Raw genomic sequence first — 24,367 nt, forward strand, 5'->3', positions numbered from 1 at the left:
GACCGCGGCGGGGCCAACGATAATATACCGGTATGCCGTCCCATGATGCCATGCGAGTTATGGAAGTTCTGGCTGATTCCAGCGTTCTCCACCGCCTCAAAAAGGAGCATATTGGCTCTGCCGCGGAGATGCTCGCCCGGGCATTCTGGCAGGACTCGAAGATGGACTATTTTGTTCCGGACGAAGGGAACCGTCTGAAGATCGCACGCCATCACTTCGAGTTCCTCCTCAGGTACGGCCTGATCTACGGAGAAGTCTATACGACCTCGCCGCACTTTGAGGGTGTCGCCGTCTGGCTCCCACAGAAAAATGTGGAAATCACCCTCTGGAGGGCCCTTCGGGCAGGGCTCTTCCGGTTCAGGAAGGGGGTTGGAAAAGAGGCCCTGGAACGTATTCTCTCCTTCTCAGACTACCTCGACACCCTCCACCGCCGGCATATGCCCGGTCCCCACCACTACCTCTTCTTCATCGGCGTCGACCCGACCTGCCAGGGAAAAGGGTATGCGAGCCGCCTGATCCGCCCGGTGCTCGCCCGCCTGGATGGGGAGGGGCTCCCCTGCTATCTCGTCACTCAAAACGAGCAGAATGTAGCGCTGTACGAGCACTACGGCTTTCGGGTGATCGAAAAGAGTCTCATCCCGGGAACAGAGGTGGAGAGCTGGGCGATGGTGCGGGAGGCAGGACTCAACCGGTCCTGACGATCTCTCCGTTGATCGCCCTGACAAACCGCAGCGATCCAACGGCCCCGGCGACGAGGCCGTCGAGATCGATTTTTGCCTCGTTCTCCTCGATCGCCGCGATATCGGCCTGCGTCGCCGGGCGTTTCGGCACGGCACGGCAGGAGAGGTCGCCCGCGTCCTCGTCGAAGGTGCCGATCCGCCGGGCGATATCGACCGCCTCGGCCTTCTCATAGGTGATGAGCGGGCGTAGCACCGGCATGGTGGCGGCCGACTCGATCACCCCGAGGTTCACCAGGGTCTGGGAGGCGACCTGCCCGAGGTTGTCGCCGGTGACGATGGCGAACGCTCCTTCACGCCGGGCGACGGCGTCGGCGACCCTGAACATGAAGCGCTTGCAGAGGAGGCAGCGGTACCGGGGCTCGGCCGCCGCGGTCATCACATCGAAGAACGGTTCCATGTCGGCGACGATCAGGTCGAGGGGATGGCCCATGCACCAGGTCGAGAGGACGGCGTGATGCCTGAGCACGGCCTCTCGCACCTCCTCGCCCTGCCACCGCCCGCCGTCCAGGGTGAGGTGGGTGAGGGTGCAGCCCCGGCGCATCACCAGCCAGCCGGCCACCGGCGAGTCGATCCCCGCGGAGAGGAGGGAGAGCACCCGTTCCTGCGTCCCGAAGGGGAGCCCCCGCGGCGCCGGGATCCGCTCGTCGTAGACCAGGCCGCCGTACGGCCTGGCCTCGACGAAGACCTCGTAGTCAGGGTGCGTGAGGTCGACGGAAAGCCCGGGGATCGCCTCGTAGATCACGCTCCCGACCTCGGCCCCGATCTGCTGGCTCGTATACCCCTCCACGCCCTCGCGCCGGGCCCGGACCGCGAAGGTCATCCCGGCCCGGAGGTGCCGGCGCGCCCTCTCAAGGGCCGCCTCCCCCATCTCCTCGATGCTCGTTCCCGTGCGGGTGCAGACAGCGACATCGACGATCCCGAAGGTCCTGGCGGCGACGCCGGCGATCCCCTCGGGGTCAGGGCCGTGGACCAGGACCCGGTCCCGGCGCACCTCGACCTCGTGCTCGAGCCCGGACGCCGCCAGCGCCTTTTCCAGGTTCCTCCTCAGCGTCTCCATGAAGATCCGCCTGACGCTCTCGCTCTTTAAGAACAACTCCCCGAACCGCAGCAGCACCGTGCCCATCTACTCGTCTCCTATGATAACCTCTTCAAACCCGAGCGCCTTTATCCTGGGAACCAGCGCCCTCGCCCGCTCCTCGAATCCGGCCGGCACCTCGATCCTGGCCGAGCGCCCCACAACCCTGACCCGCACCCGCCCGGGCACCTCCTCCCTGAGGATCGCCTCGGCCGCGGCGACCTGCCGCAGCGCCGCCGGCGTCACCTCGGCGCCTTCGGGCAGGCGGGTCGCAAGACAGGACGAGGAGGGGCGGACCGGGATCCCCCAGGCCCGCGCGAGGGCGACGATCTCCTCCTTTCCCATCTCGCAGGCGGCAAACGGGCTGACGACGCCGAGTTCCCGCAGGGCCCGGACGCCCGGACGCTCGCCGGGATCGTCGCCGGCATGCGTCCCGTCGGCGACCGAGGCATAGTCGTGCGCGCGTGCCCACCCGGCGACCTCTTCCATCATCCGCCGCTTGCAGAGATAACAGCGCTCAGGGGCGTTGAACCGCACCGCCTCGATGGCGAGCATATCGACGTGCAGGAGGGTGTGCGGAACACCGAGCGCCGCCGCCACCTCTGCAGCCTGCCCTGCCTCGCCGGGGGGCGCAAGCCCGGTCTCCACGGTCACCGCCGCCACCGTCGCCCCGGCCTTCGTCGCCGCCGCCAGGAGAACGGCGCTGTCCGTCCCTCCCGAGAGGGCGACGACGACGGGAGCGTGTGCGACGAGATAGGCCCGGAGGCACTCGGGCATCTGATCGGCGATCATACACCTTTCAGATGTGCGAGATACCGCTCCACCGCCTCTCTCGCCGTCACCTTCGGGATATAGACGAGGTCGATCCCCTCCTCTCTGAAGATCTCCTCGGCGTGCGGGCCGAAGTGTCCGCCGGCGACGGCGTCCACCCCCTCCTCCAGCGCCTGCTCGGCGGCGGCGATCCCCGCGCCCTGTGCCATACGCCTCCCCTCGTTCTCGACGACCCGGACGGCGGCGATCGCCTCTCCCTCGACCTCGACCAGAGTGAAGGTCTCGCCCCGCCCGAAGTCCGTGGCCACAATCGCATCAAGCCCCCCCTCCCCGTCGGTGGCGACTGCAATCTTCATGCGTACCTCATTTCTGTCCATCGGATAAAGGGGTTGTGCCGCCCAAAGCCCGGGAAAACCATCTGTGCTTGCCGATCCTGTATAGAAAATTCTTTAATTCGAGGTATTCAACCTCTATGTCAATGGCGAAGAAGAGCGCGAAAACAGAAGAGCCGATGAAGTTATTCTATATTTTTTACAGCGAAGAACGCTGGAATAACTGGCTTTCCTCCCTCCGGGAGGCGGACTTCGAGGGCGATCCAGATGCAGAGGAGATGCCGCCGGGCTTCCAGACCCTCCAGAGTTTTGTCGAGGACATCACCATCTCGGTGCTGAAGATCGTCAAACTCTACCAGAACGAGCGGTTCTCAAAGGAGGAGGCCCTTGATAAGCTCGGCGTGGTCGAGGGGATCGTGATGCGGGAGCTCCCCGAGGACGACGCCCTCGCCGAGTTCGTCGGCGGGGTGCAGATCTCGCTGCTCGCGCTCTTCGCCTCGTGCCGCTCCTATCTCGAGGGCGGTTATGAGGCCGACCCGAAGGCCCTGGTGAAGGAAGGAAGAAAAGTCGCCGGGGACGACCCCGAAGCGGCGCTCGATGTGGCGGCAAAACTCGGCGCCCAGATGATCGGCGGCGGCAAGTGGAGCGCCACCTACCTCAAGAGCAAGGACGAACCGACGATCTTCGACGAGTGGCTCGCTGAGATTGAGACGATCTCCGAGGCGGTCGCCTCCCTGAAGAACTTCGACGAAGAGCCCGGTGAAGTATAGTGATCGCCGATCGGGCCAGGTTCAGATCCTCCCGCAAGATCGAGAGGGTCACCGGCCTTCGCCTCCCTGACCGGGTCTTCAATACCGCCTTTCTCGAAGCCGTCGCCCCGGCGATGGGCAACCGCGCCCTCGACGCCCATGTGCGGGAGCAGCTCCTCAATATCCACCGCGATTTTCTCGCCTGCACCTGCCGGGACAACCCGAACTGCGGGTGTCCCGAGCGGAAATTCGCAAAGACGATCGTCGAGTACCGGGAGACCGGGCTCGACCACCGGCAGATCTCTGAGACGATCCTGGAGGAGTACGGGATCGAGGTCTTCCCCGCCGATATCCTCTCGTTTCTCGAAGAGTCGGTCCATGTGCTCGAGGTGATCAGGGAGGTGGCCAGGATCGAGGGCCGCACCGACCTGATGAAGGAGACCGACCGGCACATCAAGAACGTGGAGCGGTGATCACCGCAGGGCTGCTCTCACCTGCTGAACGAAATATGATATCTGGGGCAGGCGTGTGAGGATCTCCATAAGGTCGCTCTCATCAAACGTATGGTATTCGTGAGAGAGCAGGTTCCGGTAATACACCAGCGATGAAAGAGCGCGGTTCAGTTCTCTATCGATTATCCCGTCGTTCTCCAGCAGCCTGAAGATGTCCCGGTAGGTCGCTGGCGTCCCGAGGGCGGCCCCCATCACCATCTCGCTGCCGAGATCGATCACCCGGTTGAGCAGGGAGAAGAGGACCATGGAGACGGCATAATAGGTCTTTTTATCATGGAGGTCGTCTGTCGATCGGATCTGGAACTCCTTCAGGTCGGCGCAATATCGGTCGATATCCGCAAGGATGACACTGATCCGTTCACGATCGTGCATGGCACTCCCCCAGCACCCGCTCAGAGCAGCGTCTGAGAATGTGAGAAAAATCCAGATATCTGCTGATGGTCCTTCCCTTCAGCCTCTGCAATTGCATCTCGTCACGGCAGAAAAGCACCTTTCCGTCCCTGAACACACGGTACTGGATGATGAGGGGGAGGTCCTGGAAGAGGGAGAGGTCGAACCCCGGCGCACTGTTGCTGAAGAGATCCTCTTTCTCCTCTCTCTGGAGGGGGCGGGAGGCGATGATGCAGAGATCGATGTCGGAGAACGGTCGCCGGTTCCCGGTTGCCGTGGAGCCGAAGAGGACGATGGCAAGGACCGCCGGATGATCTGCAAGCGGCCCGACCACGTGGGGCCATGCCTCTGCTGCTGTTTCCATACCTTTCTTCACCCCCTTTTAGTTGAGATGGGGATCATATGCACATATACCTTCTGCGTCATCCTCTCACCGGGCAGATCCCGAGGTCGGCAAGGTTCCAGACGGAGAAGCCCCCCTCCCTCAGCATCTCCTTTCCCTGGACGGTGCGGGCGGCAATCCCCATCTTCACCGGCCCCGAGAGCCCCTTTACCCGCGGGATCTTCTTTTCAAGGGCGGAGAGGATGCCCCGCGCCTCCGAGAAGGTCAGGTCACGGTTCTTGATCTCCACCGCAAGGTTTCCCTGAGAGCCCAGGGCAAGGAGGTCGATCTCGTCTCCGCGCCTGTTCCACCAGGCACCGGCCCGTTCATACTGTGCGGCCGTCTCCCGCACCAGGAGGGCCCGCACCATCTCTTCGAAGGCCCGGCCTGAAAAGCCCTTCCACTCAGAGAGGATCCTGCCCTTCAGGAGATCATAGCGCCCACCCTCGTACAGGCTCATATTCCGGTAGATATAGCGGGCATAAAACCGGAAGAAATTGTCGGAAAAGACGTACCGCCCCATCTTCGACCGGTGCCTATCCTCGGTGACCGGGACCCGGTACTCAAGGATCCCGGGGAGGTCGACGAGATCCCGCAGGTACGGCGGGAGGGAGGTCGGTGCGCGGCCGGTGAAATCGGCGATCTCCTTCTGGGCCATCTTTCCCTCTGCGATGGCGGCGAAGATCTCGTAATAGGTCGCATGCTCGCGCCCGAACTCCTCGATCATCACCTCGCTCATCTCCCGCCTGAGGGGGGCGAGGTCGTTGAGGACGAGCCGGTCAAGAGCACTGGACAGATCGGTGCAGCCGTACTTCTCCAGGAAGGTGTAGTAGTAGATTGTCCCGCCAAAGAGGAGATAGAGGTCGAGCTGCGCTGCCGGATCCCGCACGCCGATATCGTTGAGAATGGAGAAGCAGTCTCGCGGCTCGAAGGGACGGAGTGTGAGGATATTATCGGCCCGCCTGAAAAGAGGTGCATCGCCGTCCAGGAAGATCTTCCTGATCATCCCGACCGACGATCCCGAGACGATGAGAAAGAGGTTTGACGCTCGTCCTTTGAGGTCCCAGAACCGCTGCATCTGCGAGATGAACGAGGGGTGGACCTTCTGGAAGCGCTGAAACTCGTCGAAGACGACAACCAGGGGGCGTTCATAGGAGAAGAGAAATTCGAGGAAGGCTTCCGGGGTATCGGTCCTGATGTAGCCGGGCAGGTCGAGCGTTTTCGTCATCAACTCTCCGAATTCCTCGATCAGGGCTTCGATGCTCTTGTTTGCGTCCACGTGACCCCTCCCCCTCCTCTCGTCGGGGGCATCCTGGGATGTTATCCCTGAGATTGCAGCCCCAATCTCATAATATTGATCGCCGCATTCTGGTCGCGATCCATCACCAACCCGCAATGCGGGCAGGAATGGACACGATCAGAAAGTGTCTTTGCGACGATCATCCCACATCTGGAACATATTTGAGACGTGTTTCTGGGGTTCACCAGGATCACGCGTGAGCCAGCATCTTCCGCTTTGCTCTCTGTGATCGTGATGAACAGATTCCAGGCGACATCTGCAATACTTTTTGCCAGATGATGGTTCTTCTGCATATGTGTGATGTTCAGGTCCTCGAACACAATCGTACCGAACCGATCCACCAACTGCCGGGAGGTCTGGTGAGCAAAATTGAGCCGTCTGTTGGCGATCCGTTCGTGGACGTGTGCGACGATCTTCCTGGCCTTCTTCCGTTCGGGAGTTCCTTTCTCTAATTTCGAGAGTTTCCTCTGCGCCTTTGCAAGGGCCTTCTCGTCGGTGCGGAAGAACCGTGGGTTCTCGATCTTCTCACCGTTTGAGAGGGTGGCAAAGGACTCTAACCCGACATCGATCCCGACTACGGTCTCTTTCTGCGGTGCAGGCGTGGGATCATACTCGACCGAGAAGCAGGCATACCACTTTCCGGTCGAAGACCGCCGGACCGTGAGGGTCTTGATCGTCCCTTCGACCGGACGGTGGAGGACGATCTTCACATCTCCGATCTTCGAGAGATGGAGGTGGTCCCCATTGAGTTTGAACCCTCCTTTCTGGCCTTGAGGATACGTGAAACTGTCGTATCGACCTTTCCCCTTGAACCGGGGATAACCGGGGTTTTCCCCTGCCTTCGCCCGCCGAAAAAAGGCTTTAAATGCAAGGTCCACCCTGACCTGAACATTCTGGAGGGTCTGAGCATAGACCTGTTTCAGTTCAGGGCGCTCCCTCTTCCACTGGGTCAGGATCTTGTTTGTTTCGAAAAGGGGGATAGAACGCTGTTCTTGTTCCCATGCGTCCTTTCGCAATGCAAGGGTATCGTTATAGACCCACCGACATATCTCAAGCGTCTGCTCTAACAGAGTGACTTGAGATTTCGTTGGATAGATCCTGTACCGATATGCCCTAAGCATTGTAATGCTGCATTGATATTTACCTTAGATAGAGTTATCGGTGGACGGCATTCACCTCCTCACTGAAGGGGGAGCACTCTGCCTGCTTTGATCGTAGAAATAGAGGGCCTGCTTGTTCCTGCAAAACTCCCTGATCAGTTCGGTCTTCCCGACCCGCCGTCTGCCGGTGACGACCAGGAAAGAGGGTGCGGCGGCATAGAGGTGCTCCATCAGCCCGAGTTCCGCCGTCCTGCCGTAGAAGCGCATGGTGATTGTGATTATAATTATTATGGATATAATCATTATCCCCGGCAGGGGTATGGAGGTGCAGATCGGTGTGGGCGCCGATGCTGTCACTCCTCTACTTCAGCCTCGGGCAGACCGGTTGGGTGGACACGTTGCCTCCTCTCCGAGACAGAGGTCGATGACCTCCTGGAGGTTCTTCAACGCTTCATCAAGTGTCTTCCCTTGCGTATAACACCCGGGAAGAAGAGGGCATTCTACCACATAGAAGCCATCGTCGTCTTTACAGGCAAGAGCCGGGAGATCTATCCGATCCGTTCCGGTCATTTCATCCCGTCCTCATAGCGTCCGCGCAAAACCACCCCTCACTCCCCCATCTGCCCGATGACCGCCGCGATCGCCCTCGCCGCCTCTCCCTTTCCGAAGACGTCCGACCGCTCCCTCTCGGGCGCGAATGTGCGGGCGGCCCCCACGATCGCATCGTAATCGCTCCCCACGAGCACGTTCCAGCCGTCCTCGACGGTCTCCACCCACTCGGTTGTCTCCCGCATCGTGATGCAGGGGACGCCCAGGACGTAGGCCTCTTTCTGGACGCCGCCTGAGTCGGTGAGGATCTGTTTTGCCCCGGCTTCCAGGGCGAGCATCTCCAGGTAGCCGACCGGAGGGATGAGCCTGATCCTCCTCTTCGCCTCTTCGTACAGCCCGGCGTTTTTGAGCATCTTCTCGGTCCTCGGGTGGCAGGGGAGGACGACGTCGCCAAGGTCGCCGAGCGCCCGCATGATCGCGGCGAGCCGTGCCGGGTCGTCGGTGTTCTCGGCGCGGTGGACGGTGGCGAGGCGGTAATGGTCAAGCCCGAGGTCGGCGAGAACCGGGGATGCCCGCGCCACCTCTGCGTGCTCGAGAAGGGCGTCGACCATCACGTCGCCGGTGAGGTGGACGCCGGCGGTGATCCCCTCTCTCCGCAGGTTCTCGACCGCCGTCTCTGTCGGGCAGAGGAGGAGGTCTGAGATATGATCGGTGAGCACCCGGTTGATCTCCTCGGGCATCCGGCGGTCGAAGCTCCGCAGGCCGGCCTCGACGTGAGCCACCGGCACGTGGAGTTTCGCCGCCGCCAGGGCGCCTGCCAGGGTGGAGTTCGTGTCGCCGTAGACGAGGAGGAGATCGGGCTCCTCGGCCAGGATCACCTCCTCGATCCCGGCGAGCATCGCCCCGGTCTGCCGGCCGTGGGTGCCCGAGCCGATCCCGAGGTTGTGGTCCGGCCGCGGGATCTTGAGCTCCTCGAAGAAGAGGTCTGACATCTCCCGGTCATAGTGCTGGCCGGTGTGGACCAGGATCTCCTCGTGCTCTTTTCTGAGTTCCCTGGAGACGGGTGCGCACTTGATGAACTGCGGGCGGGCGCCGACGACGGTGAGGATCTTCATGCTGGGGAGTGTGGGAAGGGGGAGGAGATGAGGGTTTGCGATGGGGGGAGGCGGGGGTTCATCCTACGGACCTTCGTGGAGGAATCTGTAACCCTGGTGGATCACTCATTCTCTGGAGGCTTCAGAGTGAGACGCATCTTCTCGATCTGCTCTCTCAACTCAGGGAGTTGCTTGGTGATGATGAACCAGACCGTCTCAGGATCGACACCGAAGTAATGGTGAATGACAACGTTTCTGAGGCCGACAATTTTTCGCCAGGGTATCCGGGCATACTGCTCCCTGAGGGTGTCGGGGATATTGCTGCAGGCCTCGCCGATCACCTCAAGGTTCCTGATCACGGCATCGAAGGTCTTTCGGTCGCTGGCGAACTCCTCTTCAGAGAGACCGCTGATATAGTCCTCAATGGCACCGATACCTTCCAGAATATCGTCAAGAAAGAAAGTAATTTCACGCTTAGACATAGACGAGGTCCCGGAAAATGGATCTCCTCAGATTTTTGCGCCGGTCGATTCCACCTTTCAGGACCAGGTCGACCTTAAGGCCGAGAAGATGCTCCAGGTCGTCCCGAAGGTCCACGACATCCCACCCGATTGGATCTGCAAGATCGACCAGGATATCCACATCGCTCCCTTCGACCTGCTCGTTTCTGGAATAGGACCCGAAGACGCCGATCTCCCTGACGCCATATTTTCTCTGGAGATCGGGCTTTGCCTGATTAAGAATTTCAAGGATCTGCCGCACCTCCCAGGTTTCAGGGATTGTCTCGACCGTTCCGGCCATGCACTCCATTCAGCCCCTGGAATATTAACGATTCCGGTTGTGCCCGGGAGTGTTCCACAGTTTTTTCGAACCGCTCTGGAGAGAATAGACCTCTCTCGCCGTCGGCCGACAGCCGAGAAGGTTATAATGAAGGCAGAAGAGAGATGTGGGATGAGGAGGTGCGATGATGCCGTCTGAGGAGAATGTGCTGTCCATGCAGGAGCGCGACCAGGTCCTCTCGCGGCTCTCCGCGATCGAAGGATTCGAGCATGTGCTCTATTACTCTGATGAGCGCTTCCTCTATGACATTGCCCTGGAGACGATCCGGGAGTTTGACGACTTCAAACACCGGTTGTATGATTATATCGGCGAGAAGGTGATAATCTGACTCCATCCCTCAGGAAGATGGCCATAGTGATCAGACCGAGGGAGATGGACAGGAGTGTTGCCCTGATCACGATTCTGCCCCTGGCAGGAGGAGAGGAATGCCATATAAATACGCAATCGAGATCTTCTACAGCGACGAGGATGAGGGGTTTATCGCCGTCGTCCCTGAGCTTCCCGGGTGCTCTGCCTTCGGTGCGACTGAGGAGGAGGCGCTGGAGGAGGTGAAGGTCGCCATCGAGCTCTGGATGACGGTCGCCCGGCAGGAAGGAAGAGAGAGATCCCCGAGCCCTCGGGCAAGGAACGGCTGAGAGATCTTCTTCTGGATAAAAGCGCTCCGTGCGAGCCGCGTGAAACGGCCTGAATATTTTTTAGAGTCTGCCGTACCGCTTATGCGCCTGTTCGATGGTCATCAGGTGCGTGATCTCGACCATGCTTTTGTCGGTATGGATGATGTACAGCGCCGTAAACGACCTCCCAATGTGGAGGCGATAAACATCCATCTCCCCGGTGTTGAGGCGCTCTTTGTCACCCGTTTTTCCGGGATAGGGATCGGTTTTGAGAACGGCGAGTTTTTCTTTTATGATGCGTTGAGATTTCTCCGGCAGTGAGGTCAGGGAGTCTGCAGCCGACCGCCTGAAGAGGACGGAAAATGTCACAGCGAGATCTCCACGAGATCTTCTTCCTCCTGGATCCGCTTGATGTCTTCTACGAGGCGCCGCTTCTTGTCGCGCTCGATCATTGTCTCGATCAGTTCGGAAAATGTCATCCCTGGTTCTCTCATCAGTGAGAGTTCGGCCCATACGGCTTCCTTGACAATGATGCGCTTTGTGGCATTCATGGCATCTATGCCATAGGGGAGAGCCATACAAATAACTTTCGAGAATGATCCTCTTCGGGAAAATGGGTTTCTAATTCCTGAAAACAGAGAGAAGCTGCGGCTGATACCGTTCGCACGAGGGGCCAGAAGCGTTTCTCTTGCCGATAGACCCTACTCCAGCGCTCTCTACCCGGCAGATCACAGCCACCGCGGCCACGGTGCCCCGAGCTGCATCACCAGGTCCCTGATCTCGTCGTGGAGTCCAGCGTCCGCCTTCAGGAGCACGAGGCCGTAGACGATCCCCCCCAGTGCGACGGCGCCCAGGGTGAGGAAGACGTTTGAGAGCGGGATTGCGAGGCGGTAGAGGAGGATCACCACGGCCATCGCCCCCGCGGCGAGGAGGATATGGAGTGTGGGGCCGCGCTCGATCTCCACCGGGATCTGTCGTGCGAGATAGTGGCGGGCGATCGCCACGTTGACGAGCATCGTGATGAGAGTCGCCACCGCCGCCCCGACGATCCCGAGGAGGGGGATGAGGGCGAGGTCGAGGAGGATGTTCACGACCGCCGCCGTCCCGGTGGCGTAGAAGGACTCCCTGGGGCGGTCGATCGCGTTGAGGCACATCGTCTGGAGGTACATGAAGACGTTGACGACCTGCACCAGGAGGAGGACGGCCAGGGCCGGGGCGCCCGCGGCAAAGCCCGCGCCGTAGAAGAAGTAGAGCAGGCGGTCGCCCAGGATCCAGCCCCCGACGGCGACCGGGACGGCGAGGAGGAGGGAGTAGGTGACGGCGCGGGCGAGAGCGAGGGTGACACGGTCGAGGGCGCCGTCGGCGTGCCAGCGGCTGATCTTGGGGTACAGGGTTGTCTGGAGGGCGACCGTGGTGAAGGTGGCGGCGGCGGTGAACTGGAAGGCGATCCGGTAGATGCCGACGTCGGCGGTGGTCATGTAATAGCCGAGGAGGATCGTGTCGGCGTACGAGAAGACGATGGCACCGCTGGTGGAAAGGAAGATCCAGAAGGAGAAGGTGAAGAGGTTTCTGAGGTGGGCGGCGGTGAAGGGGGCGAGGCGGAGGCGGAGGAAATGGAGGGAGAAAAGGCCGCCGGCGACCATCCCGGCGATGAATCCGCCTACCAGCCCGGCGGCGCCGTAGCCGAGGAAGACGGCGAGGACCTGGATGAGGACTTTGACGATGTTATTGAGGAGGCCGGCGGTCTGGCTGATGCCGACCATCCCCTCGCCGTAGGTGCCGTTCATCGTAACACCATAGAAGATGGCGACCACCAGGGCGATGAGGAGCCAGAAAACCATGCTCTCGGTCCCTTCGCTCGCGAGATATTCGGAGAGGGCGAGCACCGCCACCACCGAGGCGGCGAGGAGGGCGCCCCTCAAAAAGAGGAAGGCGGTGAAGTAGGCGTTCTGGTCTCTCCCCTCTGATATCCGCTTGACGGCCGCCCCGCCAAAGCCACCGTCGCCGATCAGGTTGAAGATCCCGAAGTACGCGAGGAAGAGGGAGAAGACCCCGTAGGCGGTCGCCCCGACGGCATGGGCGAAGTACATCGTGGCGACGAAGCCGACGGGGTGAGCCCGATAGTGGAGCCGAGGCTGATCAGGCTCTGCCGGCGGACGGGGTCGATGTTCATGAGGCGGGCGAGTGGAGTAGTGGAGGACACCGGGATAATTTTGGGTTCAGGAGGGGATTAAACCCTATCTTCTCTTCTGTCAAAGAAGGTCCGCAGCCAGATTTCTGTGCAGACGATCCGCCAGATCTCAGGGGAGTAGGTGACCTGCCCTTCAACATATGCCAGATAACTCCGGCGCACCAGGTCCGCGTCCCAGTATGGCCGCGCCCTGAATCTGTCAGAGGCGAGGATATCCTCCATGAGAGGGCGGAGTTCCTCCCGCATCCACACCTCCTCGGGGGTCACGAAACCCATCTTGTCCATCCGGCACCTGATATTCTCCGGTACCAGACCACGGATCGCCTGCCGCAGGACATGTTTTGTCACACCATGCCTGATCTTCTGGTCCAGGGGCAGAGAGGCAAGGTATTCCGCTATCCGGTAATCCAGGAAGGGCACCCGCGACTCGACCCCGAAAGCCATCGAGTTCCGGTCCTCGTAGTGGAGGAGGGAGGGGAGGTTCGTGGACCTGATCTCCCTGGTGAGCACCTCGGGGAGGGTTCCGCTATAGCGGTCGATTGAGGGGATCGCCCCACGGAGGAGAGATCGGCGCTCCGATCGTGCGGCGATCTGCTTCTTTGCATCGAAGAAGAAGCCGCGATGACGGTAACTGCCGCACACCCCTTCGCAGAGGAGGGCAAGGGGATGGGCCTTCAGGCTCCTGAGATAGGGGACGATGTAGCCGATGTAGCCGCCGAGTTGCTCGTCTGCACCCTGCCCGTCCAGAACGACCTTGACATGCGCCCCGGCAAGGGCCATCACGCGGTACTGGGCATAGATGGAGAGGGAGCCGAAAGGCTCGTCCTGGAGATGGACGAGGCGCTCCAGATCCTGTTTTAACGCCTCGGGGTCAGGGGAGGTGCGGTGTGCATCGACCCCTGTCGCCCTGACGACCTCGTCGATATATCGGCTTTCGTCGAATCTTCCGTCCGGGTAACAGGCCGAGAAGGTCTTCTGTCTCCCGCCGACACTGGAGGGGGCTTCCTGCCTGATCAGGTCGTTGATCAGGGCGGTGATGGTCGAGGAGTCGATGCCGCCCGAGAGGCAGGTGCCGACGGGGACGTCGCTCCTGAGGCGGAGGCGGACGGCGTCGAGGAGGAGGGCGCGGAGACGGTCTGCGGCCGACCGGTCATCGGCCCCGGTCAGGGCGTCAGAGATCCTGAGGTCCCAGTAGGGGGTCGGCTCTTTGGGCACCCCCTGCCTGACGACCATCGAGTGGGCCGGTGGGAGCTGGAAGACCCCCTCAAACATCGTTTCGGGGGTGTGGTCGAGCACGCCCCATGCAAGATAGTCCATCAGGCGCGTGTCATTGGGTCTTTTTCCGACCTCGGGGTGGGCGAGCAGGGCCTTGATCTCTGAGGCGAAGAGGAAGGTGCCGTCGACGATCGTGTAATAGAAGGGCTTGATCCCGAACCTGTCCCTGGAGCAGAAGAGGTGGTCTTCCTTCAGGTCATAGATAGCAAAGGCCCACATGCCATTGAACCTTTTGACACATTCTGATCCCCACTCTTCGTAGGCATGGAGGATCACCTCGCTGTCTGTCTGTGAGCGGAAGGCATGGCCGGCGCGGAGAAGGTCCTCTCTGAGTTCACGATAGTTATAGATCTCCCCGTTGAAGACGAGCCAGAGGGTTTCGTCCTCATTGGCCATGGGCTGGGCGGCCAGATCGGAGAGATCGATGATGGAGAGGCGGCGGTGGGCGAGGCCGACCGATCCCTGGAGGTAGGTCCCCTCGCCGTCAGGGCCGCGGTGGGCGAGGCGGGAGGACATGGTCTTGAGGAGAGAGGGATCGGCCTCGCCTGTGGTTTTATAGATGCCTGCTATGCCACACATGGGATTCTCACTGGCGATGGAGTACTCATAGATCCAGAGTTGTCTTACATGAATGCTTTTTTCTCAAAGAAAATGTCTGTCATTCATGATCATAAGAAAGGCTTCATAGCCATTTGGGCCAGGGAATGCCGAATTGCACCACAAGGTCTCTGATCTCGTTGTGGAGGCCGGCGTCGGCCTTCAGGAGTACGAGGCCGTAGACGATCACCCCAAGAGCTACGGCGCCGAGGACGAGGAAGGCATTCGAGAGGGGAATGGCAAGGCGGTATGCGAGGACGACGATGGCCATCGCCCCGGCGGCGAAGAGGATGTGGAGGACAGGGCCGCGTTCGAGGCACACCGGGATCTGTTTTGACAGATAATATCTGGCTATCCCTGCATTGATGAGCATCGTCACCAGAGTGGCTATCGCCGCTCCCTCGATCCCTAGGAAGGGAATGAGGGCGAGATCGAGGAGTATGTTCACGACCGCTGCCGTCCCGGTTGCGTAGAAGGACTCGCGTGGCCGGTCGATCGCGTTGAGGCACATCGTCTGGAGATACATGAAGACGTTGACTATCTGCATGAGGAGGAGGATCGCGAGGGTCGCCGTGCCTTCAGCAAAACCCGCGCCATAGAAGAAGTAGAGGAGGCGGTCGCCGAGAACCCAGCCACCGACGGCGACCGGGACGGCGAGGAGGAGGGAGTAGGTGACGGCGCGCGCAAGGGAAAGGGTGATGCGGTCGAGGAAGCCGTCGGCGTGCCAGCGGCTGATCTTCGGGTACAGGGTGGTCTGAAAGGCAATGGTAACGAAAGTTGCGGCAGTGGTGAACTGGAAGGCGATCCTATAGACACCTACATCGGCAGCGGACATGAAGTAGCCGACCAGGATCGTGTCGGCATACGAGAAGACGATGGCACCTGTTCCAGAGAGGAAGATCCAGAAAGAGAAGATGAAGAGATTTTTAAGGTGTCCGATGTGAAAGTGGGTGAAATGGAGTTTGAGGAAGGGCAGGCATACCAGACCACCAACGAGTACACCAAATACAAAGCCACCTGCGAGTCCAGCCACGCCGAAACCAAGAAAAACGGCAATAACCTGCAATAAAACTTTTGTAACATTATTAAGCAGACCGGCAATTTGGTTCACGCCGACCATGCCGGTACCGTAAACACCTGTAGATGGGATCGCGAGAAACGCTCCAATTATAAGGGCGAGGAGCAACCAAGGTAGCATTCCTGAGGTCTCAAGTTCAAAAAGCAGAGGGCGTAGAGCAAGCACGGCAGTAATAGAACCTATAAGAAGCACAATCCGTAGAATAAAATATGCCGAGAAATATTGATCCTGTTCATTGCCTTCAGAAATTCGTTTGACTGCTGCACCGCTGAACCCGCTTTCACCAAGGAGAGTAAAAATCCCATAATAAGCAAGAAATAGTGAATAGACGCCATATGCTGCCTTGCCAAGGACATGAGCAAAGTACATCGTGGCAAGAAAACCAATGCCTGTCAATACAATCGTAGAGATAAGGCTGATTATGCTCTGTCTCCTGATGGGATCGATGCCCATAAGGTGGGTAAGACGCTGGGCGGGGGACACACTATACCATGGGATAAAATCATCAATAATCATATCCCCGGATAAACTCGCAAAACACTGAGAGAAGAGGTACCTGATCGCAACATGCGCCAAGTTCTATATAATTGAGGTCTCTCCGCCACAGAATATTGAGGCTATCCAGAATTTATGGTATTGCGAATCTACCCAGCATCCGCAGTAACGTGATCCCCTTTCCGAATTATCAACAACCGCGAGATTCGTCGACGGTTTCGATGACACCTCAATCCTCTCCCAGTACTTCGCTAATTTTAGAGACCCCAAATCTCCCTCTACCGCCCAGAGCCCGCCCAAAATCGAAAGATCTATATAGATTGCAGGCTTCCCCTCATGCCTTTACCTAAATCGAGGGTGACCTGCAGAAAGAGCAACATTCTGAAACCTAAAGACTGTTGCGCCCCTGTTGTTTCGGCACTGGATCAGCATCTAACCATTCCCATTCAGGGAAAACTCACTCAAACAGACTTGATTTCTTCTCTGGTCGGCATGGCTGTAATGAATCAGTCAGTTCACTCAATCACCCACATCCTGGATCGGGTACCGTGCGAAACGTCCGTTCGCTACCACCTCAAAAAACTCGATATGGCCGATTTGGAACAGAATAACACCTCGATGTCATCGGCGGTGTAAGTTTGTGCATTTTCGGCGGTCTAAAAGTGTACACCTGCTAACCCTCATTCACGTTCTTGAGGGTTGTGGCAATGTTCACTGCGGAGGAGTTCTTTATGATACGCGACTTGCATCACCAGGGGCTGAACATCAGCCAGATCTCACGCACAACCGGCTATCACCGAAACACGGTCCGAAAATATCTTGCCGCACAAACCCTGCCGGCACCTGCATCCCGTGGACCCCGACAGAGCAAACTCGACCCGTTCAAGGCATATATCCATCAACGCATCACCGAGTATCCCCTCAGTGCAGCCCGGATCTATCGTGAAATCCAGGAGATGGGATTTGATGGGAAATGTACCATCGTCAAAGACTATATCAGCACGATCCGCCCCCGCGAAACGTTACAGGCTGTCCTCCGGTATGAAACCAAACCCGGTGTCCAGGCCCAGGTCGACTGGGGAGAGTGCAATCACATCGAGGAAGACGGTCACTCCCACAAACTCTCCTGCTTCAGCATGATCCTCGGGTATTCCCGGATGCGCTTCATGGAATTCACCCTCTCCACCGACGTCTACACCCTCATTCAGTGCCATCTCCATGCCTTCGACTACTTTGGCGGCTACACTGAAGAGATCCTCTACGACAACATCAAGACGGTGATCCTCAAGCGGGCACTTCGTGCCAGCGACCACCAGTGGAACGCAAAGTTCGAAGACTTTTTCTCGCACTACGGTTTTATCCCGCGGCTCTGCAGGCCCTACTGTCCCCAGACCAAGGGAAAGGTTGAGAACTCCATCGGGTACCTGAAACGCGATTTCCTGCTGGGAGGTACGTTCACGTCCCTCGACGACATGAACCGACAACTCCTGCAATGGCTCAACCGGATCAACGCCACGCCCCACGGGACCACGAACGAGATCCCGTTCGACCGCCTGGACCAGGAGAACCTGAAACCCATGACTGGCGTTCCCCCCTACCCGCTCCGAAGAGAAGAACACCGGAAGATTTCGCGCGAGGCCTACGTGTCGTACCGGGGCAACCGGTATTCGGTCCCGTATCGGTATGCCGGGAGGGAGGCCGTCCTGGAACTGCAGGATAATCAGATGACAGTCCGCGTCGGCACCGAAGCGGTATGTTCGCATACGATCGTTCCCGGCCATGCCCGGGTCATCCGGGAGAAGGAGCACTTTTCCGGCCTTCTTGCTGAGGCCATGCAGTGCAATGCACGGTGCAGGAAGACCTCAAAACCACTGTTTTCGATCGTTGCTCCACAGGTGGAGCAGCGCCCACTGTCAGTCTATGACCAGTTCTCCGAGGAGGTGCGACGATGACCGCTCTGGTCTATGAACGGGTTCATGATAACCTGAAGAGGTTGAAATTGACGACCTTTGAAGCACTTCTCGACAATTATCTTGAGGTTGCTGCAAAGGAGGAACGATCGACCCTTGAAGTCCTCGACTACCTGCTGGATCAGGAGGTGAAGAGCAAGGAGGAGCGTGCGCTTGAGTTCAGGATGAGGTTAGCAAGTTTTCCGATGGAGAAGAGGTTGGATGACTTCGATATGAGTTTTCAGCCATCGCTGGATCCCGCGGTGATCCGGGACCTCTCTTCACTCCGGTTTATCCATCACGCAGAGAACGTGGTGTTTCTCGGACCTCCGGGAGTAGGGAAGACCCATCTTGCTCTTGCCCTTGGCCACGAGGCGGTGAAGAACGGATTTCGGGTGTATTATGCGAATGCGTCCAGCCTCATTGAACGGTTGGTGAAAGCGAACCGGGAGAATAAACTTGAAGAGAGGATCAAGGCACTGGCGAAATTCAATCTTCTGATCATCGATGAAATGGGATATTTGCCGTTCAACAGCGAGGGAGCTCACTGTTTCTTCAGCCTTATTTCACGAAGATACGAGAAATCATCGACGATATTCACCTCGAATAAGTCGTACGGGGAGTGGGGCGAGATCTTCGGGGATCATGTGATCGCCGCAGCGGTTCTTGACCGGATTCTTCACCACTGCACCACCCTGAACATTAAAGGGGATAGTTATCGCTTGAAGGAACGACGGAGGCAGGGGCTTCTTTCACACACCCTGCCAGGATGAGTTCCGATACTATTATGCGATCGAGGTGTACACTTTTATTCCGTCCGATCTGTACACTTTTGCACCGCCGTTGACATCGATCCTCACCACCCATATGCACCACGTCCTCAAACCGGGGTACGCCTATCCGTTTGCGATTGACTTTACCAACGATCCGTACTACGGGTCAACCGATGAGGAGAATGAGGCCTATATCGTGCGAAGTAAGCGGAAAAAGTCAACAAATGAGTTTTATTCCTACATCACTCTGTATGTGACCACCAGGAACCGGCAGATGACGCTGGCCGTGTTCCCGGTGCGCCAGAATACCTCGAAGGTCGGATACATCGCGCAATGTCTCGATCGGATCACTGAACTCGGTCTTCGCATCGAAGTTCTCTGCCTGGATCGGGAGTTCTACACCCGGAAGGTGCTCGGGTTTCTGATGGACGTCCAGGTGCCGTTCATCGTTCCTGTCAGGAAACACGGGAAAAGGATGAAACAAGTCCTCCAGGGAACACACTCCCGGTATGCTGAATATCGGATGCACGGAAAACCAGTGCTGGTCCTGACGATTGCGATTGCCGTGAAGTATGCAAAAGGAAAACGGGGTAAGCGCGGCGTTGAGAATCTGGGTTACGTCGTGGGAAACCTCCGGTGGAATCCCCATCGGGTCCATCAGACCTATCGGTCCAGGTTCTCGATTGAATCGTCCTATCGGATGCGCAACCAGGTGAAACCCCGTACGAGCACAAAAAACCCGGTCATCCGGTATCTCTACGCCATAATATCGTTCCTCCTCAAGAATATCTGGATCGATATACTCTGGAAGCACTTTTCCCCCGTGAAACAGGGACCACAAACCATTGAGGTGCGCGGCTTCCGGTTCAGCTCCTTCATGTGCATAATCTGGGAGGCGATCCGCACATCGATGAGGGGTGCCAGAGCTATTCCTGTGTTAAGGTATCCTGTTTAGGAAAGGGAGCGAGAAACGCCGTTGAATGAAATGAGAGGGAGGAAGGAATTAGAGAAGTACTGTGACCGGGATCTCTCTCCCGATGAACTCCTGACGAACTACAAGGAGCAGGGCGCGGTGGAGCGGGGGTTCCGGTTTCTCAAGGATCCCTCGTTCAGGGTGGCGGAGATCTTTCTGAAGAAGCCGTCCAGGATCCAGGCACTGGCGATGATCATGGTGCTCTGCCTGTTCATCTATGCGATGACAGAGTTTCGGCTGCGCAGGGAACTGCAGAACGCCAGCGAAACGGTGACCGGACAGACGAAGAAGCAGACCCAGAACCCAACCCTGAAATGGACCTTCTTCCTCTTTCGGGGAGTCAGGGAACTGAGGTTCAGGGCAGTAGATGGCATAAAAGTGCTTGTTACCAATATGACGCCGGAATTGTGGAAGATACTCCGGTTGCTTGGGAGGGAGTATGAAAATTACTACTCATGAAAAAAGTGGTGCGGAATGTGGGGTGCGGAATGTGGGATACAATATTAGGGAATATAATATAAAGATCTTTCTGTGTTGCTGGGGGCGTTCGGGAAAAGAGGAGCAAGGGAGAGAGTATATGCCCTGGGTCATGCGGTGTTTGGGATTGAGAGGCATATTAGAGATCGGGATTTTGTCTGTATTTAATAACTTTTGCCGGTACACCCCCTACCACCGAGTATGGGGGCACATCTTTTGTTACAACAGCACCTGCTGCCACTACTGCGCCTTTATTGATTTTTACTCCGGCTAAAATAACACAATTCGCCCCAATCCAGACATCATCTTCGACTATAATTTTTTTAGGAGTATGGCCTTGCTTGCATATTGGAATATCTACCCTTAAATAATTATGATTTGCCGATATCAGATGTGTATTAGGCCCAACCTGAACGTAATTCCCAATATTAATCCCACCATATGCATCAACATAGCAATTTCGATTAATTCCACTAAATGAACCAATAGAAATATTTTCGGGATGTAATAACACAACATCCTCCAAAATGACGAAATTCTTCCCAGAAGACATAAATATGGTGCCATATATTCTGGATCTAAGTGAATATCCCACCTTTCCAGGGATCATTGACAGTATTTTAAAGAAATATGTCTGGAGTTCGTCAATAAACATATTCTTACTACCGAATCCCTAAAATATACCGCAACACCGAGAACATGCGGGGGTTGCTCCGACTTTTCTCAGAAAATCTCTAAATGCCATGGCATTTTGACCGAACCAGATCTCATTAAATGTATTTGTATAGATATTCCCATATTTTATATGGAAACATCTTGAAGCCGGTATCACGTCTCCGTTTGATAAAACCTGCATATTTGTCCAAGGAACAACACATTTTTTTGATCCTATAAATTGTGATGACTTATGATAATATTGCCATATCTGGTCACTTCGATCGATATTTGGAGAGAAATAAACAAACTTACCCTGATAGGTCGCATTAACAGCCTTGATTTCATCTGAAAGAACATCTACATCCACAGAACAAGGAGTGGTCGAACCTACACTACTTTTTTTTACCTCATAAAACCACCCATATTTTTCGTTATGTGACTGTGCCATTTCGTTATCTACAAAATTAAGGTGAGTAAATTTGATTCCATCGACACCTAGATCTTTAAATATAGTCGCAGTTTCGGATAAATATTGGTAATTAGCGTCGGATATGGTAAATGCAACAAATATTTTCGGGAATTTACTTTTGGTTTTTGATTTCATCTCGATAATCTGCTCTATACCACGGTATGATTTTTCGAAACTATTTGGTACACCAACTATGGCATTATGAATGCTCTCTGGACCATGGATAGATATATTTATTAATGGTAATTGAATCTTAACAAGATCCTGCGCAAACTTTTGCAGCAAATAACCATTTGTCGTAAGTTCACACATTATATTTTTAGACCGTATATACTTGATCAGATCTGCAATATGAGGATATAATAGAGGTTCTGTTCCATTTATCGCAATTACCGGAGGATTATCAACGCTATTAACAACGTCCTCAATAAACAGTCTTAAAGTATCTATAGACAATTCTCCGCCATTAGTTACATTCTTATAAAATTCCCCGGAACGACGTTGACCAATGTCGCACATTCGACACTTTAGATTGCAGATGCTGTTTAATGAGAGTGCAATCCGCTGGCAATGGGGAGAATTTAATTTATTAGGGGGTAATCGATAGATAACATGATAATATCTCCTTTTTAGCCAATCTTCGACCAAACAAGGATTATTTAGGCCATGCATTAATTTTTCAATCATAATTCAAACTCCCAGAAGTCATTCTCTCACCGAGCACACTTAACGCTTCAAAGAGATGTGCCTGGTGGCGGATATAAGATTCTTTTTCCGTACTTCGATAATAAAAATATCCTAAGTCATTATACAATGTGGTTTTAACATGTTTATGCGCTTTCAAGGCATATAAAAGATATTTTTTATCCCAATTACTGGCATAAGTGAAAGTACGAATCGATGCTGCATAACCCCATAATCTAGTTTCGGGGTTTTTATTCATTAAAAATCCGAATCTATTTGCAGTCTGTACTATCATATCACGGATCATTATCTTAAGATCTACTTCCTTGAAATCTCGAAGGTTACTCAATAAAAAACCCCGACCATATCCATTTTCTTCAAAAAATATTTTCCAATGTGCATCTGTCCCAGTTGTAATGGTTTTTAAAATAGAAGGATCTCTATAAGATAACCAATGTCGCCACAATCCTTCAAGCACATATGCATTATGAAGATTATCTATAGTTGGACTCCGTGTGCTGTATCTCCAGAGATATTTCCTATTCTGGGAACTGAGCAGCGGTTGTAGCACTGCTTTAACAACAGGATCAATGTCGCTATGAGTGTATTCAGAAACTCTCGATAGAAAACCCAATCCTATAGAAACAGCATTGGGAATGAAATACCTATCACCATCATAGGGAGAATAGCACAATATATCATTCCCTCCTATTTTCATGAACAGATTATCAACGATCCAGTCCATCGCACTTTCGGCGGTGTTAAGATAAGTACTGTCCTTTGAATACTCATAGTAGTCCAGAAACGCATGGCCACAAAAAGATGTTGTTAACAGATATGGTCCATTTGCCGGAACACCATCAAAATAAAAAGGCAAACCCCAGCAATAGTCATTATAATGAGGAGAAGTGTTATTCTTTAACCATTGGAGAGCATCCCTGCATAATCTCAAATATTCGTCGTTTTCAGTTTGTTTATATAGGAATAGATAGCCAACCGCATATTTTGCGTAGACTTCTGGGTAAATCAAACCCTTATATTTCGAATACTCATCATATCCGTATCCAATCTGATCGCCATTAAAATTATTTCTCCATTGGTGCATCTGTTCCATCGTGTCAATAACTTGAGAAAGAGATGTCATTCACTAACCTCATGATAGATACGATATAGTCTTTGTTCCATATTCTCCCAGTTATATTTTGATTCTATTGCTTTTCTTCCATTTTTTCCCATTGATATTGCAATTTCAGGATTATTCAAGAGATATGCAATAGAATCTGCGATATTCTGAGGATCGGTAGGATCCACAAGAATCCCGCATTGGGCATCCTCAACGATGCTTCGGATATTTGGAAAATCACTGGCCACGACAGGAATACCTGCAGCCATATAATCAAAAAGTTTGTTTGGGGTTCCAATAATGTTATTGTACGAAACAGGTTGGAGCAGGATTACGCCCAATTTAGATGCAGAGAGATAACTTGGGACATCGGGATATTCGACCCAATCCGTGTAAGTAAAATGATCACAAACTTCATACTCCGCTAAATATTGATTCAAAGACTCCATCTCTGCCGAACTGATCAACATTCGCCCAACGATTAAATATAGCAGATCAGGGTAATGTTTTGCTAGGATTGGCAAAGATTTTACGAAAACGTCCAAACCTCGATATTTTATATCAATATTCCCTTCATACACGATCGTATTTCTGTCAATAAATTCACGAACTATTGCATCATTAATGTGACTAAAAATGCCCAGCTCCGGACAAACGTATAGAATATCCACGTTATTTTTTATATTGTCCTTTGAAAAACGGTCTTTTAGATTGGGGGGAGCAACGATGAAATAGGACACATATGCGCGCGATTTATGTTCGATTTTTTCAACAATATTCGTGATGATTTTTTTTCTCAATCCACCATAACGAGATGATATCTGACTCGGCCAATGCTCATGGACATCATAAATTATCTTCTTACGACAGAGGAACCTCAAAAATAATCCAACAATTAATGATTGGGGTTCATGGCAGTGATATATGTCATAATTCAGATTTAACGACCTCAAAAATAATTTACCCATCACGAACAACTCCCCGATGATCCCTGATCCTCTCCTCTTGATACCTTCAACTTTGATATTGCCAAGGATCGTACTGAAATCATTATCACTCTGGCATATTACGGCGACAACATAACCTGCTTTTTCTAGAGATTTTGCCTCTTTATGGAATATACGGTCATCAAAAGGACTATGCCCCGTTGAAATCATGCACACTTTTGACATAATAAC

29 protein-coding genes and 1 pseudogene are annotated in these 24,367 nt (G+C 55.0%); 9 read left to right on the forward strand and 21 right to left on the reverse strand.

The genetic code is table 11. The features are described 5' to 3' along the window. Positions 1 to 59 precede the first annotated feature (59 nt). Positions 60 to 698, forward strand: a complete 639-nt coding sequence (locus tag HWN36_RS01415; RefSeq protein WP_218133175.1) for a GNAT family N-acetyltransferase — start codon at positions 60 to 62, stop codon at positions 696 to 698. On the opposite strand, the gene thiI is transcribed toward HWN36_RS01415, so the two are convergent. The 3 genes from thiI to HWN36_RS01430 are packed head-to-tail and all read right to left on the reverse strand — an operon-like array spanning position 685 to position 2,942. Continuing rightward, positions 685 to 1,863 (reverse strand): tRNA uracil 4-sulfurtransferase ThiI, encoded by a 1,179-nt coding sequence (thiI, locus tag HWN36_RS01420; RefSeq protein ID WP_176787577.1) that lies wholly within the window; start codon positions 1,861 to 1,863, stop codon positions 685 to 687. The two genes, HWN36_RS01415 and thiI, sit on opposite strands and share 14 nt — an antisense overlap. Next, complete coding sequence (gene larE, locus HWN36_RS01425; protein WP_246269810.1) at positions 1,864 to 2,607, reverse strand: ATP-dependent sacrificial sulfur transferase LarE; 744 nt, start codon at positions 2,605 to 2,607, stop codon at positions 1,864 to 1,866. Beyond that, on the reverse strand, positions 2,604 to 2,942 hold the full coding sequence (locus HWN36_RS01430) for a NifB/NifX family molybdenum-iron cluster-binding protein (protein WP_176787579.1): 339 nt from the start codon (positions 2,940 to 2,942) through the stop codon (positions 2,604 to 2,606). Before HWN36_RS01430 ends, larE begins: the two co-directional genes overlap by 4 nt. 116 nt (positions 2,943 to 3,058) lie before the next feature. Here HWN36_RS01430 and HWN36_RS01435 point away from each other — a divergent pair, with 116 nt between their 5' ends. Both HWN36_RS01435 and HWN36_RS01440 read left to right on the forward strand, forming a co-directional pair. Continuing rightward, positions 3,059 to 3,688, forward strand: a complete 630-nt coding sequence (locus tag HWN36_RS01435; protein WP_176787581.1) for a DUF2150 family protein — start codon at positions 3,059 to 3,061, stop codon at positions 3,686 to 3,688. Further along, entirely contained in the window at positions 3,688 to 4,140 is a 453-nt protein-coding gene (locus tag HWN36_RS01440) for a DUF5814 domain-containing protein (RefSeq protein ID WP_176787583.1), read from the forward strand. Before HWN36_RS01435 ends, HWN36_RS01440 begins: the two co-directional genes overlap by 1 nt. Here HWN36_RS01440 and hepT read toward each other — a convergent pair whose 3' ends face one another. From hepT to HWN36_RS01485, 9 genes are all read right to left on the reverse strand, one after another. Continuing rightward, positions 4,141 to 4,551, reverse strand: coding sequence for a type VII toxin-antitoxin system HepT family RNase toxin (hepT, locus tag HWN36_RS01445; protein WP_176787585.1), 411 nt, complete (start codon positions 4,549 to 4,551; stop codon positions 4,141 to 4,143). Continuing rightward, positions 4,538 to 4,933 carry a type VII toxin-antitoxin system MntA family adenylyltransferase antitoxin gene (gene mntA, locus HWN36_RS01450; RefSeq protein ID WP_176787587.1) on the reverse strand — a complete coding sequence of 132 codons (396 nt, stop codon included), beginning with the start codon at positions 4,931 to 4,933 and terminating at the stop codon, positions 4,538 to 4,540. Before mntA ends, hepT begins: the two co-directional genes overlap by 14 nt. Positions 4,934 to 4,991: 58 nt before the next feature. Continuing rightward, the gene (locus HWN36_RS12215) at positions 4,992 to 6,230 is read right to left on the reverse strand and encodes an ATP-binding protein (RefSeq protein ID WP_343044901.1); all 1,239 of its coding nucleotides are present in this window, start codon (positions 6,228 to 6,230) and stop codon (positions 4,992 to 4,994) included. A gap of 41 nt (positions 6,231 to 6,271) precedes the next feature. Then, entirely contained in the window at positions 6,272 to 7,372 is a 1,101-nt protein-coding gene (locus tag HWN36_RS01460) for an RNA-guided endonuclease InsQ/TnpB family protein (RefSeq protein WP_176787588.1), read from the reverse strand. 51 nt (positions 7,373 to 7,423) lie between these two features. Continuing rightward, entirely contained in the window at positions 7,424 to 7,618 is a 195-nt protein-coding gene (locus HWN36_RS01465) for a hypothetical protein (RefSeq protein WP_246269811.1), read from the reverse strand. A gap of 99 nt (positions 7,619 to 7,717) precedes the next feature. Then, on the reverse strand, positions 7,718 to 7,921 hold the full coding sequence (locus HWN36_RS01470) for a type II toxin-antitoxin system HicB family antitoxin (protein ID WP_176787590.1): 204 nt from the start codon (positions 7,919 to 7,921) through the stop codon (positions 7,718 to 7,720). A 38-nt stretch (positions 7,922 to 7,959) separates the two neighbouring features. Further along, positions 7,960 to 9,015, reverse strand: coding sequence for a non-hydrolyzing UDP-N-acetylglucosamine 2-epimerase (gene wecB, locus HWN36_RS01475; protein WP_176787592.1), 1,056 nt, complete (start codon positions 9,013 to 9,015; stop codon positions 7,960 to 7,962). Between the two features lie 101 nt (positions 9,016 to 9,116). Further along, positions 9,117 to 9,476: a HepT-like ribonuclease domain-containing protein gene (locus tag HWN36_RS01480; RefSeq protein ID WP_176787594.1), complete on the reverse strand. Its 360-nt coding sequence runs from the start codon at positions 9,474 to 9,476 to the stop codon at positions 9,117 to 9,119. Then, positions 9,469 to 9,795 (reverse strand): nucleotidyltransferase family protein, encoded by a 327-nt coding sequence (locus tag HWN36_RS01485; protein WP_246269812.1) that lies wholly within the window; start codon positions 9,793 to 9,795, stop codon positions 9,469 to 9,471. Before HWN36_RS01485 ends, HWN36_RS01480 begins: the two co-directional genes overlap by 8 nt. 163 nt (positions 9,796 to 9,958) lie before the next feature. Between HWN36_RS01485 and HWN36_RS01490 the strand changes: the two genes are divergently transcribed. Together HWN36_RS01490 and HWN36_RS01495 are read left to right on the forward strand one after the other, a co-directional pair. After that, positions 9,959 to 10,162, forward strand: a complete 204-nt coding sequence (locus tag HWN36_RS01490; RefSeq protein WP_246269813.1) for a hypothetical protein — start codon at positions 9,959 to 9,961, stop codon at positions 10,160 to 10,162. Between the two features lie 97 nt (positions 10,163 to 10,259). Continuing rightward, complete coding sequence (locus HWN36_RS01495; protein WP_246269814.1) at positions 10,260 to 10,469, forward strand: type II toxin-antitoxin system HicB family antitoxin; 210 nt, start codon at positions 10,260 to 10,262, stop codon at positions 10,467 to 10,469. Positions 10,470 to 10,529: 60 nt separating this feature from the next. On the opposite strand, the gene HWN36_RS01500 is transcribed toward HWN36_RS01495, so the two are convergent. The 5 genes from HWN36_RS01500 to HWN36_RS01520 all read right to left on the reverse strand — a co-directional run bounded on the left by HWN36_RS01500 (position 10,530) and on the right by HWN36_RS01520 (position 16,105). Beyond that, entirely contained in the window at positions 10,530 to 10,817 is a 288-nt protein-coding gene (locus HWN36_RS01500) for a hypothetical protein (protein ID WP_176787600.1), read from the reverse strand. Continuing rightward, on the reverse strand, positions 10,814 to 10,999 hold the full coding sequence (locus HWN36_RS01505) for a hypothetical protein (protein WP_176787602.1): 186 nt from the start codon (positions 10,997 to 10,999) through the stop codon (positions 10,814 to 10,816). Before HWN36_RS01505 ends, HWN36_RS01500 begins: the two co-directional genes overlap by 4 nt. Before the next feature lie 177 nt (positions 11,000 to 11,176). Further along, complete coding sequence (locus tag HWN36_RS01510; RefSeq protein ID WP_246269815.1) at positions 11,177 to 12,538, reverse strand: oligosaccharide flippase family protein; 1,362 nt, start codon at positions 12,536 to 12,538, stop codon at positions 11,177 to 11,179. A gap of 140 nt (positions 12,539 to 12,678) precedes the next feature. Further along, positions 12,679 to 14,493 (reverse strand): asparagine synthase (glutamine-hydrolyzing), encoded by a 1,815-nt coding sequence (gene asnB, locus HWN36_RS01515; protein ID WP_176787604.1) that lies wholly within the window; start codon positions 14,491 to 14,493, stop codon positions 12,679 to 12,681. Between the two features lie 103 nt (positions 14,494 to 14,596). Beyond that, the gene (locus HWN36_RS01520) at positions 14,597 to 16,105 is read right to left on the reverse strand and encodes an oligosaccharide flippase family protein (protein WP_176787606.1); all 1,509 of its coding nucleotides are present in this window, start codon (positions 16,103 to 16,105) and stop codon (positions 14,597 to 14,599) included. Positions 16,106 to 16,791: 686 nt separating this feature from the next. On the opposite strand from HWN36_RS01520, the gene istA reads away from it, so the two are divergent. The 4 genes and pseudogenes from istA to HWN36_RS01540 form a co-directional block, all read left to right on the forward strand. Then, complete coding sequence (gene istA, locus HWN36_RS01525) at positions 16,792 to 18,036, forward strand: IS21 family transposase (RefSeq protein ID WP_176787328.1); 1,245 nt, start codon at positions 16,792 to 16,794, stop codon at positions 18,034 to 18,036. Then, positions 18,033 to 18,806, forward strand: coding sequence for an IS21-like element helper ATPase IstB (istB, locus tag HWN36_RS01530; RefSeq protein ID WP_176787327.1), 774 nt, complete (start codon positions 18,033 to 18,035; stop codon positions 18,804 to 18,806). Before istA ends, istB begins: the two co-directional genes overlap by 4 nt. A 70-nt stretch (positions 18,807 to 18,876) precedes the next feature. Continuing rightward, on the forward strand, positions 18,877 to 19,761 hold the full coding sequence (locus HWN36_RS01535; RefSeq protein ID WP_246269816.1) for an ISH3 family transposase: 885 nt from the start codon (positions 18,877 to 18,879) through the stop codon (positions 19,759 to 19,761). A 63-nt stretch (positions 19,762 to 19,824) separates the two neighbouring features. Continuing rightward, positions 19,825 to 20,238, forward strand: a pseudogene (locus HWN36_RS01540) (IS1634 family transposase); the annotation flags it as partial. A gap of 157 nt (positions 20,239 to 20,395) precedes the next feature. On the opposite strand, the gene HWN36_RS12345 reads toward HWN36_RS01540, so the two are convergent. From HWN36_RS12345 to HWN36_RS01560, 4 genes are read right to left on the reverse strand one after another with little or no spacing between them, the layout of a single operon-like run. Beyond that, positions 20,396 to 20,911: an acyltransferase gene (locus HWN36_RS12345; RefSeq protein WP_176787608.1), complete on the reverse strand. Its 516-nt coding sequence runs from the start codon at positions 20,909 to 20,911 to the stop codon at positions 20,396 to 20,398. Positions 20,912 to 20,929: 18 nt separating this feature from the next. After that, a complete protein-coding gene (locus tag HWN36_RS01550; RefSeq protein WP_176787610.1) occupies positions 20,930 to 22,069 on the reverse strand; it encodes a radical SAM protein in 1,140 nt (379 codons plus the stop codon). Further along, positions 22,062 to 23,210, reverse strand: coding sequence for a glycoside hydrolase family 88 protein (locus HWN36_RS01555; RefSeq protein ID WP_218133176.1), 1,149 nt, complete (start codon positions 23,208 to 23,210; stop codon positions 22,062 to 22,064). Before HWN36_RS01555 ends, HWN36_RS01550 begins: the two co-directional genes overlap by 8 nt. Continuing rightward, complete coding sequence (locus HWN36_RS01560; protein WP_176787614.1) at positions 23,207 to 24,361, reverse strand: glycosyltransferase family 4 protein; 1,155 nt, start codon at positions 24,359 to 24,361, stop codon at positions 23,207 to 23,209. The genes HWN36_RS01555 and HWN36_RS01560 overlap by 4 nt, the downstream gene beginning before the upstream one ends. Positions 24,362 to 24,367: the final 6 nt, after the last annotated feature.

It is taken from the genome of Methanofollis tationis (assembly GCF_013377755.1).
In the GTDB taxonomy this organism is placed as follows: domain Archaea; phylum Halobacteriota; class Methanomicrobia; order Methanomicrobiales; family Methanofollaceae; genus Methanofollis; species Methanofollis tationis.